This is a genomic window from Pseudomonas sp. JC1203 (genome assembly GCF_056175065.1).
On sequence record NZ_JBWCAM010000006.1, the window covers coordinates 48,237 to 60,215 of the forward strand.

General features: G+C 66.8%; 13 protein-coding genes. 5 read left to right on the forward strand and 8 right to left on the reverse strand.

Annotation, left to right across the window (positions count from 1 at the left end; all coding sequences use genetic code 11):
- Positions 1-21: 21 nt before the first annotated feature.
- On the forward strand, positions 22-1,362 hold the full coding sequence (locus AC0SZ7_RS10950) for a sensor histidine kinase (RefSeq protein ID WP_475504420.1): 1,341 nt from the start codon (positions 22-24) through the stop codon (positions 1,360-1,362).
- Positions 1,363-1,420: 58 nt separating this feature from the next.
- Here the strand turns inward: AC0SZ7_RS10950 and AC0SZ7_RS10955 are convergent, their stop codons facing one another.
- Positions 1,421-1,978, reverse strand: a complete 558-nt coding sequence (locus AC0SZ7_RS10955) for a nitroreductase family protein (protein WP_475504421.1) — start codon at positions 1,976-1,978, stop codon at positions 1,421-1,423.
- A 125-nt stretch (positions 1,979-2,103) separates the two neighbouring features.
- Between AC0SZ7_RS10955 and AC0SZ7_RS10960 the strand changes: the two genes are divergently transcribed.
- On the forward strand, positions 2,104-3,558 hold the full coding sequence (locus AC0SZ7_RS10960; protein ID WP_475504422.1) for a TrkH family potassium uptake protein: 1,455 nt from the start codon (positions 2,104-2,106) through the stop codon (positions 3,556-3,558).
- Here AC0SZ7_RS10960 and AC0SZ7_RS10965 read toward each other — a convergent pair.
- Positions 3,515-4,579, reverse strand: coding sequence for an AraC family transcriptional regulator (locus AC0SZ7_RS10965; RefSeq protein WP_475504423.1), 1,065 nt, complete (start codon positions 4,577-4,579; stop codon positions 3,515-3,517). The genes AC0SZ7_RS10960 and AC0SZ7_RS10965 overlap by 44 nt on opposite strands.
- A gap of 148 nt (positions 4,580-4,727) precedes the next feature.
- Here AC0SZ7_RS10965 and AC0SZ7_RS10970 point away from each other — a divergent pair, with 148 nt between their 5' ends.
- Both AC0SZ7_RS10970 and AC0SZ7_RS10975 read left to right on the forward strand, forming a co-directional pair.
- Positions 4,728-5,039, forward strand: coding sequence for an Mpo1-like protein (locus AC0SZ7_RS10970; RefSeq protein ID WP_475504424.1), 312 nt, complete (start codon positions 4,728-4,730; stop codon positions 5,037-5,039).
- A gap of 45 nt (positions 5,040-5,084) precedes the next feature.
- Positions 5,085-5,672 (forward strand): HD domain-containing protein, encoded by a 588-nt coding sequence (locus AC0SZ7_RS10975; RefSeq protein WP_475504425.1) that lies wholly within the window; start codon positions 5,085-5,087, stop codon positions 5,670-5,672.
- Positions 5,673-5,752: 80 nt separating this feature from the next.
- Here AC0SZ7_RS10975 and AC0SZ7_RS10980 read toward each other — a convergent pair whose 3' ends face one another.
- Positions 5,753-6,559 carry a UDP-2,3-diacylglucosamine diphosphatase gene (locus AC0SZ7_RS10980; RefSeq protein ID WP_475504426.1) on the reverse strand — a complete coding sequence of 269 codons (807 nt, stop codon included), beginning with the start codon at positions 6,557-6,559 and terminating at the stop codon, positions 5,753-5,755.
- Between the two features lie 107 nt (positions 6,560-6,666).
- Between AC0SZ7_RS10980 and AC0SZ7_RS10985 the strand changes: the two genes are divergently transcribed.
- On the forward strand, positions 6,667-7,521 hold the full coding sequence (locus tag AC0SZ7_RS10985; protein WP_475504427.1) for a DMT family transporter: 855 nt from the start codon (positions 6,667-6,669) through the stop codon (positions 7,519-7,521).
- A 115-nt stretch (positions 7,522-7,636) separates the two neighbouring features.
- On the opposite strand, the gene AC0SZ7_RS10990 is transcribed toward AC0SZ7_RS10985, so the two are convergent.
- The 5 genes from AC0SZ7_RS10990 to AC0SZ7_RS11010 are packed head-to-tail and all read right to left on the reverse strand — an operon-like array spanning position 7,637 to position 11,974.
- Positions 7,637-8,371, reverse strand: coding sequence for an adenosylcobinamide-GDP ribazoletransferase (locus AC0SZ7_RS10990; RefSeq protein ID WP_475504428.1), 735 nt, complete (start codon positions 8,369-8,371; stop codon positions 7,637-7,639).
- Positions 8,372-8,374: 3 nt separating this feature from the next.
- Positions 8,375-8,950 (reverse strand): alpha-ribazole phosphatase family protein, encoded by a 576-nt coding sequence (gene cobC / locus AC0SZ7_RS10995; protein ID WP_475504429.1) that lies wholly within the window; start codon positions 8,948-8,950, stop codon positions 8,375-8,377.
- On the reverse strand, positions 8,947-10,002 hold the full coding sequence (cobT, locus tag AC0SZ7_RS11000) for a nicotinate-nucleotide--dimethylbenzimidazole phosphoribosyltransferase (RefSeq protein ID WP_475504430.1): 1,056 nt from the start codon (positions 10,000-10,002) through the stop codon (positions 8,947-8,949). Before cobT ends, cobC begins: the two co-directional genes overlap by 4 nt.
- Entirely contained in the window at positions 9,999-10,520 is a 522-nt protein-coding gene (cobU, locus tag AC0SZ7_RS11005; protein WP_475504431.1) for a bifunctional adenosylcobinamide kinase/adenosylcobinamide-phosphate guanylyltransferase, read from the reverse strand. The genes cobT and cobU overlap by 4 nt, the downstream gene beginning before the upstream one ends.
- Positions 10,508-11,974, reverse strand: coding sequence for a cobyric acid synthase (locus AC0SZ7_RS11010; protein WP_475504620.1), 1,467 nt, complete (start codon positions 11,972-11,974; stop codon positions 10,508-10,510). The genes cobU and AC0SZ7_RS11010 overlap by 13 nt, the downstream gene beginning before the upstream one ends.
- Positions 11,975-11,979: the final 5 nt, after the last annotated feature.

The window sequence follows — 11,979 nt, forward strand, 5'->3', positions numbered from 1 at the left end:
TCTGCATTTGAGGTACTCCCCTTGCGATCATTGTTCTGGCGAATCCTGGCAAGCTTCTGGCTGGCCATCGCCCTCGTCGCCGGCCTGTCGATACTGCTGGGCCACGTGTTGAACCAGGACACCTGGATTCTCAGCCGGCACCCTGGCCTGAAAAACCTGGCGCAAACCTGGGTGCAAACGTACGAGAAGGACGGCCAGGACGCGGCCCAGCAACTGCTGGAAGAGCGCAAGTGGCGTTACCACATTGATGTGCAGGTGCTCAACGAAGCCGGCGAAGCGGTGGTGCCCGGCACCTTCCCGCGCCGCGCGGCTGCCTTCGAGGCACGCCAGAGCGACGGCAATGATGACCGGCCGCTGCCCTGGCGCCGCCTGACCGCCGAATACACCAGCCCGAAAACGGGCGACACCTACCTGCTGATCTACCGCATCGCCCACCCGGAGCTCGATGCCTGGCGCCGCCAGAGCCTGGTGTGGCCGTTCAGTGCGCTGGGCATTGCCTTGGTGGTGCTGACCTTGTTCAGCCTGCTGGTGACGCTGTCCATCACCCGCCCGCTGAGCCGCCTGCGCGGCGCGGTGCACGAGCTGGGGCAAACCACTTACCAGCAGAACAGCCTGGCGCAGCTGGCCAAGCGCCGCGACGAGTTCGGCGTGCTGGCCAACGACTTCAACCGCATGGGCGGCCGCCTGCAAAGCCTGATCGGCAGCCAGCGGCAGCTGCTGCGCGACGTCTCCCACGAACTGCGCTCGCCCCTGGCGCGCCTGCGCATTGCCCTGGCCCTGGCCGAGCGTGCAGAGCCCGAGCAGCGTGAGCGCCTGTGGCCGCGCCTGACCCGCGAGTGTGACCGCCTCGAGGCCCTGATCAGCGAGATTCTGACCCTGGCACGGCTGGACGCCGAACACGCCACGGCGGAACCGGTGGACGTGGCCACGGTGCTGAAAAGCGTGCGCAACGATGCGCGCCTGAGCGCGGCGGAACAGCAGATCAAGATTGACTGCGAACCGGGCCTGACCCTCACCGGCTGGCCAACCATGATCGAACGCGCGGTGGACAACCTGGTGCGCAACGCCTTGCGCTTCAACCCCGAGGACAAGCCCATCGAGTTGAGCGCGCGGCTGGTGAACGAACACGTGGAACTGAGCGTGCGCGACCACGGCCCGGGCGTGGCAGATGAGCACCTGGCGCAGCTGGGCGAGCCGTTCTACCGCGCGCCCGGGCAGACCGCAGCGGGCCATGGCCTGGGGCTGGCCATCGCACGCCGGGCGGTGGAACGCCATGGCGGCAACCTGAACCTGGCCAACCACCCAGAAGGTGGCTTCATGGCCACCCTGGACCTGCCGCTGACCCCGGTGACCGCCGCCTGACGCGGCCTGCGGCCGCTGCTACGGCACACACCACGGCCGCGTCAAAAGCCCAGGCCTATCAGGCCGACCAGGCGCTGACGTAGTCGGCGGTGCTGACCACCGGTGCTTCACGCGGCGGGTTCAACGGCGTACCCAGGTACAGGAAGGCAATCACCTCCTCACCCTCGCCCAACCCCAGGCCCTTGGCCACGTGCGGGGCATAGGCCAGCTCGCCGGTGCGCCACACCGCGCCGATGCCCTGGGCAAACGCCGCCAGCAAAATATTTTGCGCAGCACAACCGGCCGCCAACAGTTGCTCGGCCTTGGGCACCTTGAAGTGGTCCTGCAGGCGCGCCACCACCACGACCACCAACGGCGCGCGCAGCGGCATGCCACGGGCTTTTTCCAGGGCCGCCGGGCTGGCGTCGCCCTTGAGTTGCACCGCCTCGGCCAGGATCTCACCCAGCTGTTCGCGGGCCGCGCCTTCCACGGTGAGGAACCGCCATGGCCGCAGCTGGCCATGGTCCGGCGCGCGCAGGGCGGCCTGGAACAGCACTTCGCGCTGCGCAGCCGACGGCGCGGGCTCCACCAGGCGCGGAACGGATACACGGTTGAGCAATGCGTCGAGGGCCTCCATCGGCCACCTCCTGAATATTGAAAGAGCACCTATTCTAGACATAACGAGCAAACCCTTGCCGGGTTTACATGCACAGACCCGCAGGTAGAATGGCGCCCTTCTTTTTTCAGCCCCGAGCGGACTCCATGGCGTTGCCGACCCTGCGCATCATTGGCTTTATCATCGGCATCTTCCTGATCACCCTGGCGATCAGCATGGTTGTCCCCATGGCCACCCTGCTGATTTTCGGCCACACCGGCGACCTGCCGTCATTCCTGTGGTCCAGCCTGATCACCTTCGTTGCCGGCCTGGCGCTGCTGATACCCGGCCGCCCCGACAACGTCAACCTGCGCCCGCGCGACATGTACCTGCTCACCGTGTCCAGCTGGCTGGTGGTGTGCGTGTTCGCCGCCCTGCCCTTCGTGCTCACCGAGCACACCAGCTACACCGACGCCTTTTTCGAAAGCATGTCGGGCATCACCGCCACCGGTTCCACCGTGCTCAGCGGCCTCGACAGCATGTCGCCGGGCATCCTGATGTGGCGCTCGCTGCTGCACTGGCTGGGCGGCATCGGCTTCATCGGCATGGCGGTGGCGATCCTGCCCCTGCTGCGGGTGGGTGGCATGCGGCTGTTCCAGACCGAGTCCTCGGACCGTTCGGAGAAGGTCATGCCCCGCTCGCACATGGTGGCCAAGTCCATCGTGCTGGTGTACATCGGCATCACCGCGCTGGGCAGCCTGGCCTTCTGGGCGGCGGGCATGAGCGTGTTCGACGCCATCAACCACGCAATGTCAGCGATTTCCACCGGCGGTTTTTCCACCTCCGACCAGTCCCTGGCCAAGTGGTCGCAGCCGGCAGTGCACTGGGTGGCGGTGGTGGTGATGATCCTCGGCAGCCTGCCGTTCACCCTGTACGTCGCCACCCTGCGCGGCAACCGCCGGGCGCTGCTGCGTGACGAACAGGTGCAGGGCTTTATCGGCCTGCTGCTGGTGACCTGGCTGGTGATGACCACATGGTATTGGTGGCAGACCAACCTGCCGTGGTGGACCGCCCTGCGCCACGTGGCGCTGAACGTGACGTCGGTGGTCACCACCACCGGCTTCGCCCTGGGCGACTACAGCCTGTGGGGCAACTTTGCCCTGATGCTGTTCTTCTATCTGGGCTTCATTGGTGGCTGTTCGGGCTCTACGGCCGGCGGGGTGAAGATTTTCCGTTTCCAGGTGGCCTACATCCTGCTCAAGGCCAACCTCAACCAGTTGATCCACCCGCGCGCGGTCATCCGCCAGAAGTACAACGGTCACCGCCTGGACGAAGACATCGTGCGCTCGATCCTGACGTTCTCGTTCTTCTTCGCCATCACCATCAGTGGCATCGCCCTGGCGTTGTCGCTGCTGGGCCTGGACTGGATGACCGCGCTGACCGGCGCCGCCAGCACCGTGTCGGGCGTGGGCCCGGGGCTGGGCGAAGCCATCGGGCCTTCCGGCAACTTCGCCGGCCTGCCAGACGCCGCCAAGTGGATACTGGCCGGCGGCATGCTGCTGGGTCGGCTGGAGATCATTACGGTGCTGGTGCTGTGCATGCCGGCGTTCTGGCGGCACTGACCTCCAACTCTTCGGTGCCCAGCAGGCGCGCACGGTATTCGCCCGGCGTGGTGTCGAACCAGCGGCGGAAGGCGCGGAAGAAGTTGCTGGGGTCGGCGAAGCCCAGCAGGTAGGCGGCTTCGAGCAGGGTCATGCGCGGCTGCGCCAGGTACTGCTCGGCCAGTTCGCGGCGGGTGTCATCAAGCAGTGCCTGGAAGCTGGTGCCTTCGTCCTGCAGGCGCCGCTGCAAGGTGCGCTGGGACAGGTGCAGCACCTGCGCCACCGCCTCGCGCTTGGGTTCGCCTTGCGGCAACAGGCGGCACAGCACCTGGCGCGCCTGGTGGGTCACGCGGCTTTCCGAGAAGCGCGCCAGGTATTCCCCGGCGAAGCGGTCGTGCAGTGCCGCCATGGCCTCGTTGGCAGTGGCCAGGGGCGCTTCCATGTCGGCGCGCTCGAAAATCAGCGCATCGTAGGGCGCGCCAAACACCAGCGGCGCATGGAACGCCTGCTGATAAGCGCTGGGGTCCGGGGGCTCACTGCCCTGGATCATCACCTTGCGCGGTTGCAGGGTGCGCCCGCTCAGCCAGCCGCAAAGTGACAAGGCGCAGGCCAGCGAGGCCTCGGCGCTCTGGCGGGTGGGCGGCAGGTGGTCGCCGTGCACGGTCACGATCAGCCCGTAGCCTTCGGGCAGCAGTTTGAAACTGACGTCGGCGCTTTCGGCGATGATGCGCTGGTAGCGCACCAGCCGTTCGAAGCCCTCGGCCAGGGTGCGGCTGGACATCAGCGCATAGCCCACCACATGGAAAGACGCCGGGCGCACTACCCGCGCCATGTTCAGGCCAATGGCAGGGTTGCCCGACAGCTCGACTGCCAGGGTCCACAGCCGCGTCATCGAGTCCTGGGTAAAGCGTGCATCGGGGTCGTCCAGGGCGCCGTAGTCGAGCCCCAGCTGGGCGAACAGCGCCCGGCAGTCCAGCCCTTCCAGTTCCAGCGCCTTCACAATGCCCCCGGCCCAACTGGCCGATGTGGTCCGTTCGCTCATGCCGCTGCCGCCCCATTCCTTTCAAACCGTGGCAATTGTGTCAAAAGATACGAAACTGGCGCCTTCGGTCACTGGCCCGCCTTGTCGTTCACTCTAGACTTAAATAAGGTGCCACGTAGTCCCATTGATCGTCTGCGAGACTGCCGTCGTGAACAAAGACCATGAGTTTGCCAGCTTCAACGACTTCTACCCCTACTACCTCGCGGAGCACAGCAACAGCACGTGCCGGCGCCTGCACTTCATCGGTACCAGCCTGGTGATAGCGCTGGTGGCGTGGATAGTGGCCAGCGGCAGCTGGATGCTGTTGATCGCCCTGCCGGTGGCCGGCTACAGCTTTGCCTGGATTGGCCATTTCTTCTTCGAGAAAAACCGCCCGGCCACCTTCCGCCACCCGCTGTACAGCCTGTTCGGCGACTTCGTGATGTACCGCGACATGCTGGTGGGCAAGGTAGGCTTTTAGCAACCGCGTCTATACTCGCCGCAACCCGCGACAGACGGAGCCGAGATGAGCGAACAAGCACGCTTCACCCACATGAAGGATGGCACCGAGCAGGACTGGGCCATCATCGCCAACGACTTTGCCCAGTATGCCCGCCAGTTGCCCCAGCGCATCGTCACCCACCTGCGCCTGCTGGACGGCGATTTCGGCGGCTTTCCCGTCGACCGCCTGACCCACTCGCTGCAGACCGCCACCCGCGCCTACCGCGATGGCCGCGACGAGGAATACGTGGTGTGCGCGCTGCTGCACGACATCGGCGACACCCTGGCCAGCTACAACCACCCGGACATCGCCGCGGCCATCCTCAAGCCGTTCGTCAGCCCCGAGAACCACTGGATGGTCGAGAAGCACGGGATATTCCAGGGCTATTACTTCTTCCATCACCTGGGCATGGACCGGCACCTGCGCGAGCAATTCCAGGACCACCCGCAGTACCGGCAGACCATCGAATTCTGTGCAAAATATGACGCCGCGGCGTTCGACCCGGCGTATGAGCACCTGCCCCTGGATTTCTTCGAGCCCATGCTGGCGCGGGTGTTCGCCGAACCCAGGCGCTCGCTTTACCGTGAAGCACTGGCCAATATGCCGGCGTGACACCGATCCCTTGTGGGAGCTGGCTTGCCAGCGAGCTGTGGGGCCTGCGAACAACTCGCTGGCAAGCCAGCTCCCACCTGTTACGGGGTTACGGTGGTGGCTTGGGCCAGTTGCGCGGCCTGCGCATCTGCAAGGCGGTACAGCTCGATCTGCCCGTCCCAATGCTCGATCAGCGCCGTGCATGACTCCACCCAATCGCCGCAATTGAGGTATTCCACCTCGCCCACCTGGCGGATCTCGGCGTGGTGGATGTGCCCGCACACCACCCCGTGGAAGCCACGCTTCACGCACTCATGGGCGATGGCTTCCTCGAAGTCGCTGATGAAGCTGACCGCAGTCTTGACCTTGTGCTTGAGGTAGGCCGACAGCGACCAGTAGCCGTAGCCGTAGCGGGCCCGCCAGTGGTTCAGCCAACGGTTCAGGGTAAGGGTGAATTCGTAGGCCGAATCCCCCAAAAACGCCAGCCAGCGGTGGTAGCGGGTGATAACGTCGAACTGGTCGCCGTGAATCACCAGCAGCCGGCGGCCATCGGCGGTGACGTGCTCGGCTTCGTCCACCAGCTGGATATTGCCCAGAATCAGCTTGGAATAGCGGCGCAGGAACTCGTCATGGTTGCCAGTGACGTAGATCACCTCGGTGCCACGCTTGCTCATGGTCAGTAGGCGGCGAATCACATTGGTGTGCGCCTGCGGCCAGTACATGCCGCCGCGCAGTTTCCAACCGTCGATGATGTCGCCCACCAGGTAAATGCGGTCGGCATGGTAGGCCTTGAGGAAGCGTGACAGGTGCTCGGCCTGGCAGTCGCGGGTACCCAGGTGTACATCGGAAATCCACAAGGTGCGCACGCGCTGCTTGCCGGTGGGCTTGGGAAACTGGGCGCTGGTCATGGGCAGGCTTCCGTCAGGGTTTGCACAAGCTTGCGACGGCGTCATGAAATGACCATGACGCTCGTGCAACAATAAAATGACAGCCCCCTCCGCCATAAGGACATGACATGAACCACCGCACCGCCCTCGCCGCCCTGCATTTCGGCGCGCTGTTCTTTGGCCTGGCCGGGGTGTTCGGCAAGCTGGCGAATGCTGGTGCCGTGGTGATCGTGTTTGGCCGGGCGGTGTTCGCCGTGGCGGCGCTGGCGGCGTTCCTGGGCCTGGCGCGGCGCGGCTGGCAGCGCCTGGAAGCGGCGGACTGGGGCCGGCTGCTGGGCGCCGGGGGCCTGCTGGCGGCGCATTGGGTGAGCTTTTTCATCGCCGTGAAAATGGCCGGTGTGGCCGTGGCCACGCTGGGCTTCGCCAGCTTCCCGGCGTTTACCGTGCTGCTGGAAGGCTTGGTGTTCCGCGAGCGTATTCGCCGTAATGAGATTTTGCTGATGCTGTTGGTGAGCATTGGCCTGGTTCTGGTGACCCCGGCGTTCGACATCGCCAGCCAGGCCACGGCCGGCCTGCTGTGGGCGGTATTTTCCGGCCTGACCTTCGCCGTGCTGTCGCTCGTCAACCGCGCCAGTGGCACACGCGTGCCGCCGGTGCAGGCAGCGCTGTGCCAGAACGCCGTGGTGGCGCTGTGCCTGGTGCCTGCCGCGTGGCCGCAATTACCCGCCGTCAGCGCCATGGATTGGCTGTGGATCGGCCTGCTGGGGGTGTTCTGCACCGGCATCGCCCACAGCCTGTTCGTCGCCAGCCTGGCGGTGATCAAGGCGCGCACGGCGGCGGTGGTGTTCGCGCTGGAGCCGGTCTACGGGATTGCGTTTGCGTGGGTGATTTTCAGCGAGACGCCGACATTGCGGATGCTGCTGGGTGGGGCGCTGATTCTGTTGGCGATTATCCTTTCCAGCCGCCGTGGCGCAAGCGCATAACGAGCCCCATGCCTGCAGCGGCTGCCAAGCTCTGTGGGAGCTGGCTTGCCAGCGAGTTGTCGAGGCCCCTAAAAGCTCGCTGGCAAGCCAGCTCCCACAGGAGGTCCGCCTGGCTTCAGGCCATCAGGGCCCAGGCCACCAGCACGATCATCTCCAGCAACTCCAGCAGCGCCCCGGCGGTGTCACCGGTGGTGCCGCCCAGGCGGCGCACCATCAGCTGGCGCAGCCAGAGGCCAGCCGCCAGCGCAATGGCTACGACCCACAGGGCCTTCACCCCCGCCAGCAACACACAGGCCACGGCGCTGAGCAGCAACACCCCACGCCCTGCCGCGCGCGGCAAATGGTCGGCCAGCGCCTGGCCCAGGCCGCCGGCACGGACATAAGGCGTGCTGAGGAACAAGCCCAGCAGCGACGCGCGGCCCAGCAACGGGGCGATCAGCAGGATTGCGCCGTGGCCGCTGTCCACCACCGCCAGCAGCGCACAGAACTTCAGCAGCAGCACCAACACCAGGGTCACCACGGCGATGGGCCCGCTGCGCGGGTCTTTCATGATTTCCAGGGTGCGCGCCCTGTCACCAAAGCCGCCCAACCAGGCATCGGCGCTGTCGGCCAGGCCGTCCAGGTGCAGGCCGCCGCTGAGCAGCACCCAGGCGCTGAGCAATAACGCCGCGTGCAGCAAGGCCGGGCTGCCTGCCAGCAGCAGGTTCAGCGCCCACAGCAGCACGCCGAACAGCAACCCCACCAGCGGGTAACACAGCAGCGAACGCCCCATGGCCTGGGGCGGCGGCATGCCGGCCAGGCGTACCGGCAAGCTGCTGAGAAATTGCAGGGCAATCCAGAACGGCAACATGGCTCAGCCTTCCTCGCGCAGGTGGCCGTCGGCAGCCAGCGCCAGGGTGAACAGGCTGCCATTGCCCGCTTCCACTGACAGCAACTGCTCGCGTGGCAAACCACGGGCACGGGCCAGCAGCAGGCGCATCACGCCGCCGTGGCAGACCACCAGCAAACGTTGCCCGGCGTAGGCCGCCTGCAGGCGCTCGACCGCCCCCAGCACGCGCGCGCTGAACGCCAGCACCGGCTCGCCGTTGGGTGGCGTGAACCCATACGGGTCGGACCAGAACAGGCCCAGGCCACGCTCGTCGGTCACCATGAGCTCGGCGGCGCTGCGCCCTTCCCAGTCGCCAAAGTGCAGTTCCTGCAGGCCCGGCTCCAGGCTCAAGGGCAGTTGCCGCTGCGCTGCCAGTTCCTCGGCGAACAGCCGGCAGCGCTGCAGCGGCGAGCTGATGATGCGGTCCCAGCCGCTGCGCTCGGCTACTGCATCGCGCATCTGCTGCCAGCCACGGGCGGTCAGCGCGTCATCGATGCTGCCGCGCAAACCGCCGCCCTGCTCGGTTTCACCGTGGCGCAGCAGGTCCAGCACCAGGGTCATTCGGCGCGGTCCGCCACGGCCGCTTCGGCGAAGGTCGCCATTTGCCCGTGCAGGTCGCAGGCCAGGCGCAGCAACGGCACGGCCAGGGCGGCGCCGCTGGCCTCGCCCAGGCGAAGGCCCAGGTCCAGCAGCGGCTGGGCGTCCAGCGCCGCCAATACATGGCGGTGGCCGGGCTCGGCGCCACGGTGGCCGAACAGCAGCCAGGCGCGGCAGCCCGGGTTCAGGCGCGTGGCCACAAGGGCGGCGACGGTACAGATGTAGCCATCCACCAGTACGGCAATGCCGGCCTGGGCAGCGGCCAGATAGGCGCCGACCAAAGCCACCACCTCAAAACCACCGAAGCACAGCAGGCGTTCCAGCGGGTCGGCAGGCAGGTTGGCATGAGTTTCCAGCGCGCGCTGAATCACCTGGGCCTTGTGGCTGACGCCAGCAGCGTCCAGGCCGGTGCCGGGGCCGGCCAGGTCGGTGATCGGGCAATCCAGCAGGGCGCAGGCCAGCGCAGCAGCCGAGCTGGTGTTGCCGATACCCATCTCGCCACCAATGAACAGCTGGGTGCCGGCGGCCAGGGCGCGCTGCACGCTGTCGCGGCCTACCTGCAGGGCCTGCTCGCCCTGGGCGCGGGTCATGGCCGGCTCCTTGGCGAAGTTGCGCGTGCCCGGGCCGACGCGTTCGTGGCGCACGCCCGGCAGGTTGTCGACAGCACTGGCGGTGCCCAGGTCGACCACTTCCAGTTGCGCGTTCAACTGGCGGGCAAGCACGCTGATGGCCGCGCCGCCGTTGACGAAATTCAGCAGCATCTGCCAGGTGACTTCCTGCGGGTACGGCGACACGCCTTCGGCGACGATGCCGTGGTCACCGGCGAAAATGCTGATCCAGACCTTGTCCACCGACGGCTTCAAGCGGTGTTGCAGGCCGGCAAGTTGCACCGCCACGTCCTCCAGCGGGCCCAGCGAGCCGGCCGGCTTGGTCAGCTGGCGCTGGCGCTCCTGGGCCTGCTGCAGCACCAGGGTGTCGATGGGCTGGCATGGGTTCAGCCACCAGGCATTGCTCATGTGTCGGTTCCTTTCAGGGTAAGGGGCAGGCCGGCGACGGTCAGGGTCACGCGCTGGCAGCGTTCGGCCAGGGCCTGGTGCAACAGGCCGGCCTCGTCCACGTAGCGGCGGGTCAGTTCGCCCAGGGGCACTACGCCGAGACCGGTCTCGTTGCTGACAAAAATGATTTCGCCCGGCAGTTGGGCCAGGCACTGCAGCAGCGCCTCGCGCTCGTGCGCCAGGCGTGCGGGGTCTTCGAGCATCAGCAGGTTGGTCAGCCACAGGGTCAGGCAATCCACCAGCAGGCAGCGCTCGGCGCTGGCGTGCCCAAGCAGCACCTGCGCCAGTTGCACCGGCTCTTCCACCAGGCCCCACTGTTCGGGGCGGCGCTGGCGGTGCAGGCGCACCCGCTCGTTCATTTCGCCGTCCAGCGGCTGGCTGGTGGCGATGTAGGTCACGGCCAGGCCGCTGTCGACGGCGCGCTGTTCGGCCAGGCGGCTCTTGCCCGAGCGGGCGCCACCCAGAATCAGTTGCAACATGCTGGCGCCTCCTGTGGCAGGCCGCACAGGGCGCGCAGGCGTTCGGTGTCCAGGTGCTTTTCCACCAGGTCTGCCAGGCGTTCGATGTCCACTTCGCGCAGGGCGTGGTAGTCCACGTCCTGCACGTCTTCAAGGCCGGCCCAGCGCAGCAGCGCGCTGCTGGAGGCCGACGCCTCGAACAGCCCGTGCAGGTAGGTGCCCAACACCTGGCCGTCGTCGCTGATGGCGCCGTCGCTGCGGCCGTCGTCCAGCTGCACCAGGGGGTTTGCCAGCGCCGGGCCACGGGTGACGCCGGCATGAATTTCGTAGCCGGCCACGGCAGCGCCTTCCAGGCTCAGGCGGCCCTGCACGTTGCGCAGCTGCTTTTCGCTTTCAAGGGTGGTCTCGTACGCCAGCAGGCCCAGGCCCGGGCTTGAGCCCGGCGCGCCTTCCAGGCCCAGCGGGTCATGCACCTGCTGGCCAAGCATCTGCAGGCCGCCGCAGATACCCAGCAGCTTGCCGCCGTAGCGCAGGTGACGGGCGATGGCAGTTTCCCAGCCTTGGGCACGCAGGTACGCAAGGTCACTGCGCACGCTCTTGGAGCCCGGCAGGATGATCAGGTCGGCCGGCGGAATGCTGTCGCCGGGGCCGATGAACTGCAGGTCCACTTGCGGGTGCAGGCGCAGCGGGTCGAAGTCGGTGTGGTTGCTGATGCGCGGCAGCACCGGCACGATCACCTTGAGCACTTGGGCGGCCTTGTCGGCCTGGCGCCGGTCGAGGCCATCTTCGGCTTCCAGGTGCAGGTCCAGCACGTAGGGCAGCACGCCGATCACCGGTTTGCCGGTGCGCGCTTCCAGCCAGTCCAGGCCTGGTTGCAGCAAGGCGATGTCGCCACGGAAACGGTTGATGATGAAACCCTGCACCCGCGCCTGCTCACTGGGCGAAAGTAATTCCAGGGTGCCCACCAGGTGGGCGAACACACCGCCACGGTTGATGTCGGCGATCAGCAGCACCGGGCAATCCACCGCTTCGGCAAAGCCCATGTTGGCGATGTCGCCAGCGCGCAGGTTGATCTCGGCCGGCGAACCGGCGCCTTCCACCATCACCACCGGGTACTGCTGGCTCAGGCGCTGGTGCGAGGCCAGCACCGCCTGCATGGCGATGGCCTTGTAGTCGTGGTAGGCCACGGCGTTCATGGTGGTGACTGCGCGGCCATGAATGATGACCTGGGCGCCGGTGTCGCTGTTGGGCTTGAGCAGCACCGGGTTCATGTCGGTGTGCGGCGCCAGGTAGGCGGCCTGGGCCTGCACGGCCTGGGCGCGGCCGATCTCGCCGCCGTCGGCGGTCACCGCGCTGTTGAGCGCCATGTTCTGCGGCTTGAACGGCACCACGGCGACGCCCTGACGGGTCAGCCAGCGGCACAGCGCGGTCACCAGGGTGCTTTTGCCGGCATCGGAGGTGGTGCCCTGCACCATCAATG